The following is a 19,927-nucleotide window of genomic DNA, read 5'->3' on the forward strand; positions in this document are numbered from 1 at the left end:
ATAATCTCTTCTCCGCCGCTTACATTTCCAGCGATTTGTATTTTTCACGTAAATGGTTACGAATAGTTACTGCCGATAAATTCAATAAAGCAATAACAATCACAAGTAATAAGGCCGTTGCGTAGACCAATGGTCGTGCCGCTTCAACGTTAGGGCTTTGGAAACCCACATCATAAATATGGAAGCCTAAGTGCATGAATTTCTGATCTAAATGGATATAAGGATAATTGCCATCTAAAGGCAGAGATGGTGCCAATTTTACTACACCCACCAGCATCAAAGGCGCTACTTCACCCGCGGCACGAGCCACTGCCAATATCACACCCGTCATAATTGCAGGACTCGCCATTGGTAACACCACACGCCATAATGTCTCCGCTTTTGTCGCACCTAATGCCAAGCTGCCTTCACGAACATTGCGAGGGATTCGTGCTAAACCTTCTTCGGTTGCCACAATCACCACAGGCAAAGTCAATAGAGCAAGCGTTACCGATGCCCACATAAGACCACCCGTACCAAAGGTTGGCGATGGCAAAGCCTCTGGGAAAAACGCCTGATCAATACCAGATCCCAAAAAGTAGATAAAGAAGCCCAAACCAAATACACCGTAAACGATAGATGGCACGCCCGCTAAGTTATTGACCGCGATACGAATAATACGTGTCACCCAACCTTGGGAAGCATATTCACGCAAATACACTGCAGCAACGACACCAAAAGGCGTTACCAAAACAGTCATCAGCAACACCATCATGACGGTACCAAAAATAGCAGGGAATACACCGCCCTCAGTATTTGCCTCGCGTGGTTCGTCTGTAAGAAACTCCCACAATTTAACGAAGTAGAAGCCTATTTTCTCAGGAACCCCCATCGCATTAGCACGATACGCGTGAACAATTTTTGCAACCGAGATTTCGTGTACGGAACCATCCATTACCTGAACAATAAAGCTATCACGATTAATTTCTCCGTACAGATCAATCAAGCTCTGCTGAAGCCCTTTGTACTCTTCATCGTACTGGCTTCGCTCTGCCGCAAGATCGGCCTCGGCCGCTGGTGTAAGCTTGCCCTCTAGTTCAAGGCTACGCTGCTTTAAACGAATGCGCTCAAGACCATAATTAATTCGACCTATGTCTGTTTTCTCAACTTTCTTGATCTCTTCGTGAATCCTTGCTGCGCGATCAATGCTCTTTTCGAAAACTTGCCAAGTCGCTAATGCTGAAGCGGTAGGCTCAAGATCCGCTGTTTCAGAAACGATTTGTCCATTTTCTTTCACCGCTTTGAGATAACCATATAAGTTACCCCACTCATGACGCTCAGCTGTGAACAACATCTCTGGACGTTTGGTATCCGTTAAATACTCATCAAGTACCCAACGAAAGTCCGAACCGTAAACATCACGGTTACCTGTTTTCAGCAACGTCCGCTGCATCAGTTCATGTTCACCTGGAATATCAAGACCAGCTTCACGTAATTGCGCCGCTGTTACCTCAACACTTTCCACTCGTTCAGCCACTATGTTGTATGCAGGCTGACCTGGTAAAGCATAATTGGCTTCTACCACGTCTGCAGGCCAAAAATGCCCTAACCCTCGTACCGCAATCAATAGCAACAATCCAATGACCATGATAACTGAAATCGCCACCGCACCCGCATTAAGCCATACCCATGGATCACCTGCTTTCACCCATTCGGATACGGATTTTTTCTTCATTTTCATTTCAATACTCATTATAGCGACCCGTATTTTTTGCGTAGGTGCTGACGCACGGTTTCAGCGATTGTGTTCACCACAAAAGTGAAGATAAAGAGCACAAACGCCGCTAAGAATAAGACACGATAGTGAGAGCTTCCTACCGCAGATTCTGGCACTTCTACTGCCAAGTTAGCAGCCAAAGTTCGCATACCTTCAAAGATATTGAAATCCATGATTGGCGTATTCCCCGTTGCCATCAATACGATCATGGTTTCGCCAACTGCACGGCCCATACCAATCATAACAGCAGAGAAAATACCTGGACTGGCCGTTGGTAAAACAACACGAGTCATGGTTTGCCAGTAAGTTGCACCCAACGCAAGAGAACCCTGCGTCAATGACTTAGGAACACTAAAGATGGCGTCTTCAGTAATGGAGAAAATGGTTGGAATCACCGCAAAACCCATGGCAAAACCAACTACCAATGCATTGCGCTGATCAAAAGTGATACCAAGATCATTGGTAATCCAACCACGAATATTGCCATCAAAGAAGTTAAGCTCAATCACTGGGACCAAGGCTAAACAAAACCAAGCAAGTAATACAATGACAGGGATTAACAACAAAGGCTGCCAACCTTCAGGCACCAACCAGCTAACTTTTTGTGGTAAACGAGACCATAGGTAAGCAAACAACAAAATGCCTACTGGCAAGACAACCAATATACTAAAGGTCGCGGCGAGGTTTTCTTCCATAAAAGGTGCAAAGAACAAACCCGCTAAGAAACCTAAAATAACCGTCGGTAAGGCTTCCATTAACTCAATAATCGGTTTGATTTTGCGACGTAACGCTGGCGCCATAAAGTACGCCGTATAAATCGCACCACAAATGGCCAAGGGTACAGCCATTAACATGGCATAAAATGCGGCTTTGAGGGTACCAAACGCCAATGGTGTTAAGCTGTATTTGGGATCAAAGTCGTTGTTTGCAGCAGAAGACTGCCAAGTATAGGTGGGTTCTTGGTACCCCTCGTACCATACCTTGCCCCAAATAGCAGACCAAGATACTTCGGGATGTGCATTGTCCACGTAGAAGAAATGTAAACCTTTGCTGTCTTCTAATAGCAATCCATTAGCACGCGGCGCAAAACTGATCAGACGGGCCGAATCATCGGTTAATTTCTCATCTATAACCTGACGTGTAGACGTAGCATTATAAATCGCCACAATACCACGCTCATCCAGAGTGGCAAAACCTTTGCGACGTTGTTCCATGGCTAAACCAACCAAAGCAACAGGCTGTTTTACATCCCGAATAAAGGTTAAATGCTCTTCATTGGTCGCATTATCACGGACATTAAACCACTGACTCACACGCCCAGAGGAATCCGCCACCATGATAGAAGATTGGCCCAACAAATATGACATGGAAACCAATTTGGCATCATCGTTAAACAAAGAAATATTATCTTTGAGAGTGATGTTATCAAAGTCACGTAAATCAAATTCGCTCAACTGACCAGAACGAGTTGCTACGTACAAATAACGTTGATCACCACTAATCAGTACACTGGCAGTATCTGCCACAAATGGTAACTCTGTAATTTGCTCACTTAACTCCACTTCTTCAGTGATAAAATTAACGTCTTTCGACACCTTGGTGATGGCACTTTTGCTATCGCCAATCGCGACCACGGTCAAGCTGTCACTGCCGTCACGAAGACTCATTTTGTTAATTGGAAAATCGGCCACATCAATCGGCTCTTCCCCGTAAGGGTATTCAACAATCGGGGTGATCTTGCGTTTTCCATCAGGATAGGAAGTACGGTAATCGTGCTTCACAATGAGTGCCTTGCCATCGTCGTAACCAAACGCTATCAACCGACTTGTATCAGACTCCACAGCAAAAGCGGTGACTTTTGCATCCGTGCGTAAGTTTTCGACCGTATTAATAACACTGCCATCAGCAATGGAAAAAAATACTATACTGCCAAGACTAGTGACTCGCATACCAACTTCGGACTGCTCTTCCGCTGATAAATAAACACTGTCGCCCTGCTCTTCAGCAGGCACCGCATAACTGGCCTGCTGTTCAATGGAGGCTCCAGAGAACAACGGCATCACTTCATATAGTAAATAGAAACAAATCAGCAACACAGCCAAAATAACACTGTTGCCGCCGACTGCAATACCCATACTAGCCATACGGTCTTTCAGGGCACGAATCTTACGATGACGCTTTAAAGCTGGCGTATTAAAATCCAGTTCCGGCATCTGATGGTCAGTTGATTTAGTCATCCGCATTCATCTTTTTATGTGACGTTTTTATGACAACCCACGAAGCAAGAAAAGTAGGAGAGCATTTCAGCCCTCCCACTTTAAATATCTCATTCGTAGCTCGCTACCGCGTTACTTAGTTAATACCCAAATCACTTAGGTATTTATTAGCCACTTTTGCTGGTAGAGGCACATAACCGTCTTTTACGACAACCTCTTGACCAGTCTTAGAAAGCACCATCTTCACAAACTCACGTTGTAATGGCTCTAGTGGCTTATTTGGTGCCTTATTAATGTAGACGTAAAGGAAACGAGACAATGGGTATTTACCAGTCGCTGCGTTTTCTGGTGTAGCATCAACGTAAGCATCACCCTCTTTTTTCGACAAAGGCAAAGCACGTACTGAAGAAGTGGTATAACCGATACCAGAATAACCAATACTGTTTAGAGACGTAGAAACAGACTGCACAACAGACGCAGAACCAGGCTGCTCGTTTACGTTGTTCTTAAAGTCGCCCTTATAAAGCGCATGCTCTTTGAAATATCCGTAAGTACCAGAAACTGAGTTACGACCAAACAACTGAATATCGCGATTTTCCCAAGCACCAGTCAAACCCGCTTTACCCCAAGTTGTGATGTCTTCACTGTGTCCACCTTTACGTGTGGAAGAGAAGATCGCATCGATCTCAGGAAGAGACAAACCTTTCACTGGGTTATCTTTATGAACAAAAACCGCTAGTGCATCGATCGCAACTGGAATGGCAGTTGGCTTGTAGCCATATTTTTTCTCGAAATCAGCGATTTCTTTGTCTTTCATAGCGCGAGACATAGGACCAAAGTTAGACGTGCCTTCTGTCAACGCTGGTGGCGCAGTAGAAGAACCGGCGGCTTGGATTTGAATATTAACATTTGGGTATAAGCGCTTAAATTCTTCTGCCCACAATGTCATCAAGTTAGCTAATGTGTCCGAACCGATACTTGAAATATTGCCAGAAACGCCACTTGCTTTGCTGTAAGAAATCAAATCGGCATCAACATCTGCAAAAGCGTTAAAAGAAACGCCTACTGCTGCTGTCATTGCTAAACCCGCAACTAGTTTTTTCATCACATAAACCTCAGTGGTTATAGTCAAAAATTTATGAGCAATTGCCCATAGCTCGTTCGATGTTTTTAACTATAGAAAAGATATGTGACAAAAATGTTAAAGCATGAAATATTTCAAAAAAAATTAGCGTGCATACACAAACAGTAGAAAGAAACATGATTTCCTCAATACCCAATGAGAACCTGTAACCCTCTATCAGGTCATCACCCAAGAACCGAATACCGTTACCTACAAGCGACAAGAAAACCATTCAAGTAGCGGTTTCAAGACACCAACAATATTCCCAAGCGTAGCGTTATCCAATAGACTAGCCGTCCGGATTTTTTAATGAAAGAAGTCAGCCTCTTTAAGCATCATTTTTAAGAGGCTGATCTCTACTTTAACCATCCGATCATAATGATTAAAAACTGTGGGTACTTTCATGTTCAACAAATTAATCTGTGCGGCTGAGGCGATTTCCCATTACACGGGAAAATTCGTTGCTTGGTTTACATTAGCTATGATGCTGCTAACTTGCTTCATCGTGCTTCTACGCTATGGTTTTGGTATTGGCTCTACGGCCTTGCAAGAATCGGTTCTTTATCTACACGCGATGGTGTTTATGTTAGGAGCGGCTTATACGCTCAAAGACGACGAACATGTACGGGTTGATGTTTTTTACCGTGGTTTTTCGGTAACCAAAAAAGCATGGGTCAATATTATTGGTGGTGTTTTCTTCCTTTTGCCCTTCACGCTTTACACCGCATATTTAAGCTTGGATTACGTCAGCGCCTCTTGGCGAGTAATGGAAACATCCGCAGAACCTGGCGGTTTGCCTTTCGTGTATCTGCTTAAAACACTGATTCCCATTATGATGGTGAGTCTGATTCTTCAAGGTACAGCAGATATTCTAAAAAATATTGGCGTAATAAACGCGGCCCGCACCCCAATGAACAGACACGCGAAAGGACAAAACTAATGGCTGAATTTATTCCATTGTGGCTTTTTGCCGGCGTATGCGTGTGCTTATTATTTGGCTACCCTGTGGCGTTTTCTTTAGGTGGCACGGCACTGATTTTTGCGGCCGTTGGCGCCATGTTCGGTACCTTTGATAGTGTTTTCCTAGAAGCCTTACCCAATCGCTTATTTGGTATTGTTGGTAACGAGACGCTCATCGCTGTGCCGCTTTTTGTATTGATGGGAGTATTGTTAGAAAAATCCAAATTGGCGGAGAAATTACTCGATTCCATGGCCATGCTGTTTGGAAGCTTACGTGGTGGCTTAGGGATTTCGGTTATTTTGGTCGGTATGCTATTAGCTGCCAGTACCGGGATTGTGGGTGCTACTGTGGTCACCATGGGGATGATTTCCTTACCTACCATGCTACGCCGTGGTTACGATCCTGCATTGGCAGCCGGTACGATTTGTGCCACAGGCACCTTAGGTCAAATCATTCCTCCCTCTATTGCTTTGGTGTTATTGGGCGATGTGATGTCAAATGCGTTCCAAAAAGCACAGTTGGATATGGGGGTGTTTTCACCAAAAACCATATCGGTTGGGGACCTTTTTGTCGGTGCGCTGATTCCAGGGTTAATTCTGGTTGGGCTGTACATTCTTTATGTGATTATGGTGGCTTGGTTACAGCCACATAAAGCCCCTGCCGTGCCTCGTGAAGAACTTCGTAATGGTTCCACTGAGCCATTAGTCGTTTTACTGTTTAAGGGACTACTACCACCCTTATTGTTGATTTTTGCGGTACTTGGGTCGATTCTTAGTGGTATCGCAACGCCTACCGAAGCGGCTGGTGTTGGCGCACTGGGTGCGGCCCTATTGGCTTGGGGCAGCGGGAAACTCAGCATAACGACCTTAAAAGATGCCGTCTATTCCACCACCAAAGTCACTAGCATGGTGTTCATGATATTAATCGGGGCGTCATTGTTCTCTTTAGTATTCCGTGGCTTTGGTGGTGAAGAGTTAATTCAGGATTTCTTCTCCCAGCTTCCTGGTGGTGTGGTTGGCGCGATGATCGTGGTGATGTTGCTGATGTTCTTCCTTGGCTTCATCCTAGATTTTATTGAAATCACCTTTGTCGTGGTGCCTATCGTAGCGCCGGTATTATTAGCGATGGGATTAGATCCAATTTGGCTAGGCATTATGATGGCGATCAACTTGCAAACGTCTTTCCTAACACCACCCTTTGGTTTTGCTCTGTTTTACTTACGTGGCGTGGCGCCACCTGAACTGAAAACTCAAGCTATTTATAAAGGCGTTATTCCCTTTATTTTGATCCAAATTTTCGTGTTAATTATGTTATCTATCTGGCCAGATCTAGCTACTTGGCTCCCTGAGCAAGTCTATGCAGACTAATGAGAGGCAAACGAAGATGAAAGCAATGCAAATAAACGACTACGGCCCTGCCAGCGCTTTATCGCTGGTTGAGGCTCAAAAGCCAAGCATCACAGCAGACCAAATTTTGGTACAAGTTGGCGCCGCTGGGGTGAACCCAGTAGACACTTACATTCGCTCTGGCACCAACAACTACACAGCCAAATTTCCGCACACCCCTGGTTCTGATGGCGCCGGTAGGATTGTTGAACTAGGCGCTAACGTGACAGGTTTTGAGATTGGTCAGCGTGTTTATTTCAGTCGTAATCTAAGCGGTTCTTCCGCTGAATTTGCCGCCTGTGCAGCAACACACACCTTCCCTTTAGCGGACGCCCTATCGTTTGAGGAAGGCGCTTGTGTGGGCATTCCTTACACCACGGCTCATCGTGCTTTATTTGGTCGCGCTAACGGTAAAGCGGGCGACAAGGTGTTGGTACATGGTGCAACCGGTGCCGTCGGCATTGCGACGGTGCAACTTGCCCTTGCAGCAGGCATGGAAGTCGTGGCGAGTTCTGGCACGGCAGCTGGCGCGGATTTATTACGCCAGCAAGGCGTGACTAACATCATTATGCACAATGAAGCGGGTCACCTTGCGCCCTATCAGTCATTAGAGACGGGGTTTGATATCGTTATCGAGATGCTTGCTAACCACAACCTAGATCAAGACTTAAAAGCCTTGGCCTTTGGCGGTTGCGTTGCTGTCGTGGGCAACCGTGGCACGGTGGAGATTAATCCTCGTGACTTGATGGCTCGTGATGCGTCCGTGGTGGGTGTGGCCTTAGCTAATACCAAACCTAATGAACTGTCCTTGATTGCAAAAGCCTTACGCCCTTTGTTTGAAAAAGGGATTTTAAAGCCCGTAATTCGTCATTGTTATGCCCTGCAGGAGCTCGGACAGGCCCACGAAGACGTTCTAAAATCGGGTGCATTGGGCAATCTTGTTGTTCGCATTACTGAGTAAAAAAACAAAACGCCGGTGAACGCGGTGCTGCCACTAAGGCAAAGCATCGCGTTGCACTTTACTAACCACATCGTTCATCAGTCAGTACTAAAAAGCCTCGTTAGAACAAGCATTAAGGCGATAAAAGAACGATAAAATCCGTTATCTTCAAAAAAATACGCTACTAAAGCCACTATAAGCTCGCTATACTTCTTCTCTTAATTTACTCAAAGGTGCATTTTGACTCAGTCTGATTCCGATGTTTTCAGCCTGCCAAACGAAGCGGATGCTCACGATCACGATTATCATCAATTAGTGGTCGTATTAGATGGCAATACCGATTTCGACATAGAAGGCAAAGGCAAGCAACTGCACACTGGCGAAGGCTGTATTCTTCCGTCAGAGAACAGTCATGCATTTGCGGGTCTGGGGGAAAATCGCATCATGGTCGTCAATCTGCCGATCCCACCGCAGAAAGGCATTACCGACGAAGAATACGAAATCGTCTCTCGTTTGTTCGACCAAGCGGCCTATTTTCAGCTCAATCCACGTTTGCAGATACTGGCCTCGGCGTTGTCTGGCGAATTACAGCAATACCCAAATGATCTGATTCTGGCACGCGCCTGTGGCAACACTTTACTCAGCGCCATTCGCCATCAGATCAACAATAAAGATGTCCGAAGCCGTGGCAACCATCTTGATATTGATAAACTCGACCAATTTATCGAGCTGAATTTATCTCGCCGGGTTCATATTGATCAGTTGGCAAACTTCTGCTTTTTGAGTGTCAGCCAGTTTCACGAGCGCTTTAAAGATCGCACAGGCATGACACCGCATCAATACCTAATGCGTAAACGTTTAGAACGTGCACAAAGCTTGCTCGCGGAAGGTGTACCCCCCATTCAAGTGGCTGAAATGTGTGGTTTTTCTAGCCAAAGTGCCATGACCAATGTGTTTTCCCAAACCCTCGGCATCACCCCGCTCAAGTATCAAAAGCAGTTTGGCAACCGTTAATCCTCTGCTTTTCTAAAACACCCTAAAACGCCCTATTAATAGGCACTTTTATGCTTTCCTAGACGCGCCTGAACCAGAATGAGTCTACGCTGTATTTATTCTTGTTCAGTCGGACTTTCTTATAAAAAAAAACGATTTTTTCGAAAGACAATGACTCTCTTCTGTCACTAAAGTGTCAGCATTATCCAGACATGCATTTTTTTGACAGTACAGAGCAAAGAAATAGTCAAAAAAGCGCTTAATGCTCTATAACAATATGCGGCCTTAATAAAAAATCCGTCGATTTTTTATGTTAACGCGGGAGAATTCAACCATGTTTAAAGCGATTGAGGTGTTACAGCCTAACTTCATTCAGCGTCCACTCAATGAATTGTGGCAGCTCATTTCCCCTCTTTACAATATGGACGAAGAGAAGTGGTTAAACGAACTACTGCCTTTGGCAAAACCGTCTGAAGAAGAGCTGGCAATACAAACCGACGCCGCTGCCACGCTCATCGCGGAAGTCCGCAAAGACGACGACAGCATGTCAATGATTGACGCCTTGCTACTGGAATACAGTCTCGATACCAAAGAAGGCATTTTGCTGATGTGTTTGGCAGAAGCCTTGATGCGCGTGCCAGATAAAGAAACCGCAGACGCTTTTATTAAAGACCGTTTGAGCGTCGCTGACTGGGCATCTCATGCAAAAAACTCCGACTCTTTTTTCGTTAACGCGTCTACTTGGGGCTTATTATTGACGGGTAAAATCGTCACCATGAGCGAGAAAAAAGACGGCACACCAGCCAATTTGGTGAACCGCATGGTGAACCGTGTCTCTGAGCCAGTGATTCGTAAAGCAATGAACCAAGCGATGAAAATCATGGGGCATCAATTCGTTCTAGGTCGCAGCATTGAAGAAGCTTTGTCTCGAGGTAAAAGCTACCGTGACAAGGGTTACACTTATTCTTTCGACATGCTGGGTGAAGCGGCATTAACCGCAGAAGATGCCGACAAATACTTACGCTCTTATGAGCAAGCGGTTGAATCTGTTGGTAAAGACACTTATAGCCAAAAGCATCGCCCGACTATTTCTATCAAACTTTCCGCTCTGCACCCACGTTATCAAGTCGGTTGTGAAGAACGTGTTATGACCGAACTTTTTGCCAGTGTAAAAGGCTTGATCACCAAAGCCCGTGCGCTCAACGTTGGCATCACAATCGATGCCGAAGAAGCCGATCGTCTTGAGCTATCGTTGCATTTGTTTGAGAAGCTTTTCCGTGACGAATGTACCAAAGGATGGGGCTTGTTCGGTCTTGTGGTTCAGGCCTACTCTAAACGCGCGCTACCGGTTTTGGTTTGGTTGGCGGCTCTCTCTAAAGAGCAAGGCGATCGTATTCCTGTGCGTCTTGTAAAAGGCGCTTACTGGGATTCTGAAATAAAGATGTGCCAACAACGCGGCATCAATGGTTATCCTGTTTACACTCGTAAAGAATCCACCGATGTTTCTTACTTGGCGTGTGCTCACTTCTTATTAAGCGAGCACACTCGTGCCAATATCTTCCCTCAATTTGCCAGCCACAATGCGCATACTATCGCGACAATCAGCTGCCTAGCCAAGCAATTAGGAGCGACGACAGAGGAATTCGAATTCCAACGTTTACACGGCATGGGCGATGCCCTTTATAACCGCTTAATCAAAGGCAGCGACATTTGTGTACGCATATACGCACCCGTTGGTAGCCATAAAGATTTGCTTCCCTACTTGGTTCGTCGCCTACTTGAGAACGGCGCCAACAGCTCATTCGTACACCGTTTGATCGATGCCAGTTATCCCATTGCCGAGCTAATCAACCACCCAGTGACCACGCTGGAAAGCCGAAAGTCTCTGGCGAACCCACATATCACGCTTCCATCGGCCTTGTTTAACGACCGTAAAAACTCCTTTGGTCCAAACATTGAAATCGAATCCGAATGGACGCCTTTCAAGGCGAAAATTGCCCCATTTATGGGACAAGATACCCAATGGCGTGCCTTCCCTATCGTGGGTGGCGAAAAAGTCACAACGGGCAATACGCATACAGTACAAAGCCCTTATGATCACAGCCAAACCGCGGGTGAAATTGACTGGGCAGACGCAGCGACTGTTACCAAGGCCATTGACCTGGCTGAAGCCGCTTTCCCTGCATGGTCTGCGCGTCCAGCGACAGAGCGTGCTGATTGCCTAGATAAAATGGCGGACTTGATGGAAGAAAACTACGCCGAATTGATGGCGCTTTGCCACCGTGAAGCGGGTAAAACCATCCAAGACAGCATCGACGAAGTACGTGAAGCGGTGGATTTCTGTCGCTATTATGCTCAACAAGCTCGTAGCCACTTCGCCAATCCAGCTCGCTACACAGATTTCTTAGGCCAAGAAAAACAAGCCAAGCTAAACGGCCGTGGCGTGTTCACTTGCATCAGCCCATGGAACTTCCCATTGGCCATCTTTACCGGTCAAGTGGTTGCGGCTCTTGTCGTGGGTAACACCGTAGTGGCAAAACCTGCAGAACAAACCAGCTTGATTGCTTCTCGTGCGGTAGAAATGCTACACCAAGCGGGCGTTCCAACGGACGTACTTCACCTATTACCGGGTGACGGTGCCACCGTTGGCGCCCCCTTAACAAGCGACAAGCGCATTGCTGGCCTTGCTTTCACCGGTTCCACCGGCACAGCACAATTAATCAACCGTACCCTAGCGGCGCGTGGCGTGGCACCTGTACCTATTATTGCAGAAACGGGCGGTCAAAACGCCATGTTGGTGGATTCAACATCATTGCCTGAGCAAGTGGTTCGTGACGCCGTCCGTTCAGCCTTTGCCTCCGCGGGTCAGCGTTGTTCTGCCTTGCGCGTCTTGTTTGTACAAGCAGACATCGCAGATCGCGTTATTCCGATGATCAAAGGCGCCATGGCAGAGCAAAGCGTTGGCTTACCTTACCTACATAGCACAGATGTGGGTCCGGTTATCGATAAAAAAGCACAAAAAATGCTGCTTGATCACATCGAATACATGAAAGCGAATGCTAAATTGATCGCCCAAACTGATTTGCCTGATTTTGCAGAAAAAGGCACTTTCGTTGCACCAACTGCGTTTGAGATCAACAGCATCGATCAGCTAACCGATGAAAAATTTGGTCCTATCATGCACGTTGTACGCTACAAAGCTCGCGACCTAGATAAGATCATCGATACGATCAACAACTCAGGTTTTGGTTTAACAATGGGTGTTCACAGCCGTAACGAAACCACGTGCGCGCGCATTGCTAGCCGTGCTCGCGTGGGTAACTTATACATTAACCGCGACCAAGTAGGTGCTGTGGTAGGCGTTCAACCTTTCGGTGGACAAGGCCTATCGGGCACAGGACCAAAAGCAGGTGGCCCACATTACCTTCAACGCTTCGCTATTGAGCAAGACCTTTAAGGGGAGACACTATTATGACAATCGTACAACCTATCCAAATTCAGGTCGCTCAGAAAATCTTCGAAGCATGGGACAAGCTTGGTGTGAAAGGCCGCGCTGACAAACTACAGCAGGCGCTTTATTCTTTTACCAATGAACAAAGAAAAATGGCCGCTTGGCAGATTGATAACGCCAAACAATCCATCGCTGAAACACGCCTCATGCCTGGTCCGACAGGTGAACGTAACGAGCTATCCAACCAAGGCCGTGGTGTGTTTCTTTGCATGTCTTTGATCGAAGGCGACAACGCCAGAGTCGGTTTAGTCGGCCAAGTGTTTGCGGCGCTTATTGCAGGCAACCCTGTGATTACCGTCGGCCCGACAGGTCAAGAAATCATGGACATGATTTCGCCCTTCGTAGCCGAAGGCGTCATTCAAAACATTGCCGAATCAGCTCAAGACTCTTTGATCGAAGCAGACCACTTAGCTGGCATTGCTGTACTGTGCGACCCAGCGCAAGCACAACAGCTTAGCCAACGCCTTGCGGCGAAGAGTGGCTTGATTTGCCAATTGATTGAAGAAACCGATGCGCAACATCTAAGCGTGATCGCCAAACCGCATTACATTCTGCGTTTTGTCACTGAACGCACCGTGTCTAACAACACCACCGCCATCGGCGGCAACGCGACACTGCTTGAATTGGGCAGCATGAACGACTAATTACCGCTCTAAATAAGATACACTTTAATGAAAACAGCCCTTTTTGATAACAAAAAGGGCTGTTTTTTTACCATCTAATACTTAGTATTATTGATTTTCGTTGATGGAAAGCAATGCGTTTTCCCACGCTTTGATAAAGCGCTGCCGTTTTGAATCATCAAGGTAGACCATCAACGCTGGCCCCAAAGGAATAGGATGAAAATTAATCGTTTGGTCCTGTATATTTTGTCTTGATACTAGGGCATCAATATCTGGATTCAAGGCCATCAATTCACTTTTCTGTGCAATCACTTCCTGTCCTTCTTTGGATATCAAGAAACTGACAAAGCGCTGTGCATTAGAAACATGCTTGGCTTGTTTGGAGATAAACACTGCGCGGCTCACCACTAAAGCATAATCTTGCGGAATCACCACACCAATGCGGTTATCCCGTTTTTCACGAGCAAAAGAATACGACCCTAAAAGATTGTAACCAAATATCAAAGTACCAGAGGCAATATCGTCTAGTAACATAGCAGTCTGGCCATAAACCTTAGTTCGAGCACGCCCTAAACTCTCTTGTAAACGCCCACTAATACTTGATGTTACTTCGTCTTGCGTCGCCACTAAATAACCAATACCGGAGCTGCGCGCATCATAGGAGCCAACTTTATGAACAAAAAAGTCATCGTCAATACGCATGGCGCTCGCCAATGACTCATGAGTCAGTGGAACAGTTTTCTCCTCAAAGGCTTGCTTGTTGTAAACAAAAACAATGGGGCTCGTAAGTAAAGCCAATCACTTCATTACGCCAATTGGCCCAACTAGGTAAGGCCTCAACCGCTTCGCCAAATACCGGTTGTGCGTAACCATCATTAACAAGTCGGACCTGAAGATCCATGGCGGAGCTAATGACCACATCAGGCTGTTCTGCTAACGGTTTGGCCCTAATGGCTCGATCTAATTCCTGAGTATTAAATTCTCTGTACTCAAGCTTTATATCAGGGTTTTGTGCACTAAAAGTATCCAGTAAGGGGGCAATAGCGTTTAAATCTGTCGCACTGTATATGGTTAACCTGTCCGCTTCCCATATCGTGGGTAACACAGTCGTCTCTGCAATCACCTTGCTCGCCATCACCAGAGAAATACATAATAAGCCTATTCGCTTCGACATACGGTCCCCTCTTTTGGCAAATGCACTCTTGCTCGAAGCCCTCCAAATGGACTGTCCTCCAAGAAAAAATCACCGCCATGGGCTTCCGTAACGCTAGCGACAATAGACAAACCAAGACCAGAACCACTTAATCCATTATCCAAGCGCTGAAAACGCTCTAATGCTTTTTCTCTCAACTCAAAAGGAATACCAGGGCCAGCATCGTCAATCATAATATCAATGCCAGAGATATCTGCTCGCAAGTGAATCTCAATCAGGTTCTGTTCGGGACCGTAATACACCGCGTTATCCAAAAGATTACGTACCGCTTCACGTAAGCTAATAGAATCCCCCATAAACAAAGGTAATGTCTGCTCACATTGATAAGAAAATTCGACCTGACGGTGAGCATTGTCACGCACACATTCCGTTAATAACTGTTTCATGATGCCCTCAATGTCCATCTGTTCATTCACTACAGTGTCACTACGATGTACTACCATGGCGTGAGTAAGCAGTTGATTGGTTAATCGTGTCAAACGTTCATGCTCTTTACGAATTTTACCTAAATGCTCAGGTAAATCCGCTAGGTTTTGACTTTGACTGGCAATGTCCAATTGAGCCTGCGTAGCACTTTGTGCGGTACGAATTTGGTGACTAGCATCGGCGATAAAACGCTTCATTACAGCTAAGTTAGATAATAGTTGCGCTTGGTAATCGTTAATTGCGCTTACCAGTGGAGAGACTTCTTGAATAGGCGTAGTTTGAATAGGCTCTGCCGATAAAAGCGAATGGGAAGCAAGGCTTTTGGAAATAGAGCCTCAGCGGCTCAAGAGCGCGATTAATCGCTACCCATAAGACAATCATCACAAATACCATAAGACCAAACAACACAGCAAAACTTCGGTACAAGATATCATTCATCATCTTATGACGCGCTCTAAGCGTTTGCGCCAACACGACCGTTACCCAACCAGAAACAGCTGGCTCAGAAAGCCTTTTTTGGCGAATGACCACCCGCACCTCTTCAGATAGATAATGCGCATTATAAAAAGCAATAGCAGATTCTTCGTTGAATGCATCAGGCAAAGGCATATCAGCATAGCCAGTAATCAGCTCACCTTTGGTACCTAACGCCTGATAAAACACCTTATCTTCATCAGCAAGCTGCATCATCTCAAAAGCTGCATAAGGCAAATCTAAATCCACTTTTTTATCATAAACATGCAAACCTTCCATGATAGACAAGCTGGCACTATTGAGCAGTCTGTCATAGGAATAATTGGCCGACTGACGGGCATAATGCCAAACGCCAAGGCTCAAAATAAAAAAAATAGACAATAACAATAACGCTGAGCGTCCCAACATTCGAGTACGTATTGAGTAGCTTTTTTCAGTCATCAACATGCGCTAAATACCCTAATCCACGAATGGTCTTAATGATCAAAGTAGAGCCGTCGAGCTGTTTTCTTAAGCGCGTCAAAGTTTGTTCTATGGCATTAGGCGTGTAGGCCTCATCGTAACTGTAAAGCCGATTAGCAATGTCATCTTTCGTCAGTACCCGATCCAGATTTTTTAGAAACAGTTCCAACAATTGCAATTCTCTTGGTCGCAAATCTAAGGTAACTTCGTTCACTTTGGCAGAGTGCGCGGCTAAGTCATAGACCAAATTACCGCACTGTATTTCGTTACTTGCTCCACCTCGCTCACGTCGATAAAGCGCACGGCAACGAGCTGCCAACTCACGAAAATCAAAGGGTTTTGCTAGATAATCATCTGCCCCAAAATCTAATGAACTGACCCTATCATCGACTTCAGTTCGAGCTGTTAATACCAACACGGGAAGACGGCTCCCCCTATTTCTGAGACTCTGCAGTAACTGAAATCCACTCTTGCCGGGCAAGTTGATGTCTAAAATCAACAAATCAAAATCATCAAACGACAAACTCGCTTCTGCTTTCTCAACTGAACCAATCCAATCAATCGGATGACCTAAATTCCTAAAATACACACGAATCGAGTCGGCCAAGCTCTCATTGTCTTCAATCAATAACATACGCATGACGGAACCCTATCTCTTCTTCTTGTCAGGTTAGTGTCAGTTTAAAGGAGTAACTTTGTCCACTCCTGTGCAACCTTGTACAGCAAAATAAAACAAAAAGAAATTTGGAGAATAAAAAGATGAAATCCAACATTGCCTCACTGTTATTGGTTGGCGGTCTTACCGCAGCACTAAATGTCAGCGCCTTTGAACCATCCAAACCCAGCTGTATTGCCCCTGCCAAACCAGGTGGTGGCTTCGATTTAACTTGTCGTATTTTGTCCACTGGTTTTGCTAATGCAGGGATCACCGATATCCCAATGGCCGTGACCTTTATGCCAGGTGGTGTCGGTGCGGTTGCTTACAACTACATCAACTCCACAACGCCAGATGATCCAAACAAATTAGTCGCTTTTAGCTCAGGTTCTCTACTAAACCTTGCTCAGGGCAAATTCGGCAAAAACTTAGATGAAAATGACGCTCGTTGGGTCGGTACAGCAGGAGTCGATTATGGTGCCATCATGGTTCGCGCGGATGCACCATGGAACACGCTTGGTGAGTTAGTTGACGATATCAAAAAAGACCCAAGCGCATTTGTGTTAGGAGCAGGTGGTGGCGTTGGTAGCCAAGACTGGATGAAAGCCGCAATATTAATGAAATCGACAGGTGTTGATCCGAAAAAAATGCGCTATGTTGCCTACGAAGGTGGCGGTGAGGCCTCAGCCGCTTTGCTTGGTGGACATATTAAAGTCTATCCAGGCGATGTTGGTGAAATCAAAGGTTTAGTTGAATCTGGCAAAGTAAAAATCCTAGCAATCATGTCCCCTGAACGCTTAAAAGGTGACTTCGCTAATTACCCAACCGCTATTGAACAAGGTTATGACGCCGAATGGACCATTCTTCGCGGTTACTATTTAGGCCCTAAAGTGTCAGACGAGGCTTATAACTACTGGACTGCTCAATTCCAAAAAGCCTATAAGAGCCCCGCTTTTGAGAAAGTCATTGTCGATCAAAATCTCGTGCCATTCAACATGTCTGGAGACGCTCTAGACAGCTACATTAAAGAACGCGTTGCCTTTATGCGCGGCTTAGCAAAAGAAGCTGGGTTAACGAACTAATCAGTTGATACGTATTAAATTGAGGCAACTACATGTTATATGACCGCATTTTTGCGGGTGCATTATTGGTGCTGTCTGGGCTTATTGCCTGGACAGCTTTCCATTTCGATGTCCCGTTTCAATATGAACCATTAGGACCAAAAGCCTTTCCTATTATCTTGTCTATTATATTAGCCGCATGCTGCATTTGGCTAATAGCCAAACCCGATAGTAATGCTTGGCATCCAAACAAAGAAGTTCTAACAAAAATCATCATAGGTCTGGTGATAATGATTTTGTATGCCGCCCTATTTGAAGAAGCGGGCTTCATTATTGCTACCACCATCGTGGGGGCCATTTTTAGCTGGTTATTTGGAGAAAAACCACTGAAAGCCTTCTTGTATGCTCTCGCCCTAAGCGTCATCAGCTATTTTTTATTAGCTTATTTAATGGAACTTAATGTCCCAACTGGCTTACTTCTCGGAGACTTATGATGGACATTTTACATTATTTATCAATAGGCTTTTCTGTCGCTCTTACGCCCCTTAACTTAGGTTTGGTGTTAGCAGGCTGTTTTATTGGTACATTAATTGGCTCATTGCCCGGTATTGGACCCATCAATGGCGTGGCTATTTTGTTACCATTGGCCTATTCCGTTGGTTTACCGCCAGAATCCGCTTTGATCTTATTAGCCGGTGTTTATTATGGCGCAGAATATGGTGGCCGAATTTCCAGTATTTTGCTAAACGTTCCAGGAGATGCGGGTGCCATAATGACAACCTTGGATGGCTATCCTATGGCCAAACGTGGAGAAGCCGGTAGAGCATTAGCTTTATCCGCTGTGTCCTCTTTCTTTGGTAGTATCGGCGCCTTATTGTTAATGGTGATATTTGCACCATTACTCAGCAAACTAGCCATTCAGTTTGGCCCTTCTGAATACGTTTGGCTGATGATTTTTGCCTTCACTTGCTTGGCAACCATGGTAGGCAAACGCCCTATTAAAACCGTCGTTGGCGTGGTCATAGGTCTACTTTTCGCGACCGTTGGCATTGATTCTGGTACGGGCATTTTGCGCTTTACCATGGACATTCCAAACTTATTCGACGGTGTCGATTTTCTGGTTGTTGTCATCGGTATGTTTGCTATCAGTGAAGTTTTGGTACTGCTAGAAAGTTGGGCGCGTAATGACTTGAAACTGACACCTGTCGGAAAAAGTTTTGTCAGTTTTGCCGATTTAATGGCAGTAAAGTGGGTTGTACTACGCTCTACGCTTTCAGGCTTTTTGATTGGCGTATTACCAGGAACTGGAGCCTCTATTGCCAGCGCGGTTGCCTATGGTACAGAAAAGCGTTTCGCAGAAGGTCACAACGATAAGTTTGGCGAAGGCGATATTCGAGGTCTTGCTGCACCGGAAGCAGCAAACAACGCTGCAGCGGCGGGTTCTATGTTACCTATGCTAACTTTGGGTATTCCAGGTAGTGGTACAACCGCGATTCTACTTGGTGCATTACTAATGTTTAATATAACACCAGGACCATTATTATTTGAGCAACAACCCAATATTGCATGGGGACTGATTGCTTCTATGTTCGTAGGTAATATCGCCTTGCTCGTATTGAACTTGCCACTCATTGGTGTCTTTGTTCGGCTACTGTCTATCAAACAATCATACCTCGTACCTATTATCGTGATGCTGACTTTTGTCGGAATCTATTCGATTCATGGTGATTCGTTTGACCTGTTCTTTATGATTGTCTTGGGTATTTTTGCCTTCATTTTACGCAAATTAGGCTTCTCTCTCGCACCGGTCATTTTGGGCTTAGTACTAGGAGAAGTGTTAGAAGAAAACTTGCGTCGCGCATTGTCTATCAGTGGTGGCGATTGGTCTATCTTACTCAATGGCACCATGACTTATATCTTAGCCGTTGCAACAGTGGCCGCCCTTATCGCACCAAAAATACTAAAAGTGCTAAAAAAATAAGTATCTATTAGTTTATGCATTGCTCTAAAAAACCGTCATAGTAAAAAATATGACGGTTTTTTTATGTTATGACGAACACTAAAAATACACCAAGCTGCCAACATAAATGCATTTTTGTCGATTATATATGGCCTTGTACTGGTTATA

17 protein-coding genes are annotated in these 19,927 nt (G+C 45.4%); 9 read left to right on the plus strand and 8 right to left on the minus strand.

The genetic code is table 11. The annotated features are described in order from the left end of the window. Window positions 1-19: 19 nt before the first annotated feature. The 3 genes from pstA to AC0L6V_RS17235 all read right to left on the minus strand — a co-directional run bounded on the left by pstA (window position 20) and on the right by AC0L6V_RS17235 (window position 5,077). On the minus strand, window positions 20-1,720 hold the full coding sequence (pstA, locus tag AC0L6V_RS17225) for a phosphate ABC transporter permease PstA (RefSeq protein ID WP_265219601.1): 1,701 nt from the start codon (window positions 1,718-1,720) through the stop codon (window positions 20-22). A gap of 11 nt (window positions 1,721-1,731) precedes the next feature. Beyond that, window positions 1,732-3,993, minus strand: a complete 2,262-nt coding sequence (locus tag AC0L6V_RS17230; protein WP_418138455.1) for an ABC transporter permease subunit — start codon at window positions 3,991-3,993, stop codon at window positions 1,732-1,734. Window positions 3,994-4,108: 115 nt separating this feature from the next. Next, entirely contained in the window at window positions 4,109-5,077 is a 969-nt protein-coding gene (locus AC0L6V_RS17235; protein WP_265219602.1) for a PstS family phosphate ABC transporter substrate-binding protein, read from the minus strand. Window positions 5,078-5,498: 421 nt separating this feature from the next. Here AC0L6V_RS17235 and AC0L6V_RS17240 point away from each other — a divergent pair, with 421 nt between their 5' ends. From AC0L6V_RS17240 to AC0L6V_RS17265, 6 genes are all read left to right on the plus strand, one after another. Continuing rightward, window positions 5,499-6,035, plus strand: a complete 537-nt coding sequence (locus AC0L6V_RS17240) for a TRAP transporter small permease subunit (protein WP_265219603.1) — start codon at window positions 5,499-5,501, stop codon at window positions 6,033-6,035. Further along, window positions 6,035-7,423: a TRAP transporter large permease gene (locus AC0L6V_RS17245; protein ID WP_265219604.1), complete on the plus strand. Its 1,389-nt coding sequence runs from the start codon at window positions 6,035-6,037 to the stop codon at window positions 7,421-7,423. Before AC0L6V_RS17240 ends, AC0L6V_RS17245 begins: the two co-directional genes overlap by 1 nt. A 16-nt stretch (window positions 7,424-7,439) precedes the next feature. After that, the gene (locus AC0L6V_RS17250) at window positions 7,440-8,402 is read left to right on the plus strand and encodes an NADPH:quinone reductase (protein ID WP_265219605.1); all 963 of its coding nucleotides are present in this window, start codon (window positions 7,440-7,442) and stop codon (window positions 8,400-8,402) included. 219 nt (window positions 8,403-8,621) lie between these two features. Next, window positions 8,622-9,395: a helix-turn-helix domain-containing protein gene (locus AC0L6V_RS17255; RefSeq protein ID WP_409418829.1), complete on the plus strand. Its 774-nt coding sequence runs from the start codon at window positions 8,622-8,624 to the stop codon at window positions 9,393-9,395. Window positions 9,396-9,708: 313 nt separating this feature from the next. Further along, window positions 9,709-12,831: a bifunctional proline dehydrogenase/L-glutamate gamma-semialdehyde dehydrogenase PutA gene (gene putA, locus AC0L6V_RS17260; protein ID WP_409418830.1), complete on the plus strand. Its 3,123-nt coding sequence runs from the start codon at window positions 9,709-9,711 to the stop codon at window positions 12,829-12,831. A 14-nt stretch (window positions 12,832-12,845) separates the two neighbouring features. Continuing rightward, the gene (locus AC0L6V_RS17265; RefSeq protein ID WP_265219607.1) at window positions 12,846-13,529 is read left to right on the plus strand and encodes a 1-pyrroline-5-carboxylate dehydrogenase; all 684 of its coding nucleotides are present in this window, start codon (window positions 12,846-12,848) and stop codon (window positions 13,527-13,529) included. Window positions 13,530-13,616: 87 nt separating this feature from the next. On the opposite strand, the gene AC0L6V_RS17270 is transcribed toward AC0L6V_RS17265, so the two are convergent. From AC0L6V_RS17270 to AC0L6V_RS17290, 5 genes are read right to left on the minus strand one after another with little or no spacing between them, the layout of a single operon-like run. Then, a complete protein-coding gene (locus AC0L6V_RS17270) occupies window positions 13,617-14,306 on the minus strand; it encodes an ABC transporter substrate-binding protein (protein ID WP_418138456.1) in 690 nt (229 codons plus the stop codon). After that, the gene (locus AC0L6V_RS17275; RefSeq protein ID WP_418138457.1) at window positions 14,254-14,682 is read right to left on the minus strand and encodes a hypothetical protein; all 429 of its coding nucleotides are present in this window, start codon (window positions 14,680-14,682) and stop codon (window positions 14,254-14,256) included. The genes AC0L6V_RS17270 and AC0L6V_RS17275 overlap by 53 nt, the downstream gene beginning before the upstream one ends. Next, a complete protein-coding gene (locus tag AC0L6V_RS17280; RefSeq protein ID WP_265219609.1) occupies window positions 14,667-15,344 on the minus strand; it encodes a sensor histidine kinase in 678 nt (225 codons plus the stop codon). The genes AC0L6V_RS17275 and AC0L6V_RS17280 overlap by 16 nt, the downstream gene beginning before the upstream one ends. Window positions 15,345-15,381: 37 nt before the next feature. Beyond that, window positions 15,382-16,068 (minus strand): sensor histidine kinase N-terminal domain-containing protein, encoded by a 687-nt coding sequence (locus tag AC0L6V_RS17285; RefSeq protein WP_418138458.1) that lies wholly within the window; start codon window positions 16,066-16,068, stop codon window positions 15,382-15,384. After that, window positions 16,055-16,723, minus strand: coding sequence for a response regulator transcription factor (locus AC0L6V_RS17290; RefSeq protein WP_265219612.1), 669 nt, complete (start codon window positions 16,721-16,723; stop codon window positions 16,055-16,057). The genes AC0L6V_RS17285 and AC0L6V_RS17290 overlap by 14 nt, the downstream gene beginning before the upstream one ends. Window positions 16,724-16,842: 119 nt before the next feature. Between AC0L6V_RS17290 and AC0L6V_RS17295 the strand changes: the two genes are divergently transcribed. From AC0L6V_RS17295 to AC0L6V_RS17305, 3 genes are read left to right on the plus strand one after another with little or no spacing between them, the layout of a single operon-like run. Then, on the plus strand, window positions 16,843-17,820 hold the full coding sequence (locus AC0L6V_RS17295; RefSeq protein ID WP_265219613.1) for a Bug family tripartite tricarboxylate transporter substrate binding protein: 978 nt from the start codon (window positions 16,843-16,845) through the stop codon (window positions 17,818-17,820). Window positions 17,821-17,852: 32 nt separating this feature from the next. Beyond that, window positions 17,853-18,293, plus strand: a complete 441-nt coding sequence (locus AC0L6V_RS17300) for a tripartite tricarboxylate transporter TctB family protein (protein ID WP_265219614.1) — start codon at window positions 17,853-17,855, stop codon at window positions 18,291-18,293. Continuing rightward, entirely contained in the window at window positions 18,293-19,780 is a 1,488-nt protein-coding gene (locus AC0L6V_RS17305) for a tripartite tricarboxylate transporter permease (RefSeq protein ID WP_265220305.1), read from the plus strand. Before AC0L6V_RS17300 ends, AC0L6V_RS17305 begins: the two co-directional genes overlap by 1 nt. Window positions 19,781-19,927: the final 147 nt, after the last annotated feature.

This window comes from Marinomonas sp. G8-14 (genome assembly GCF_055808935.1).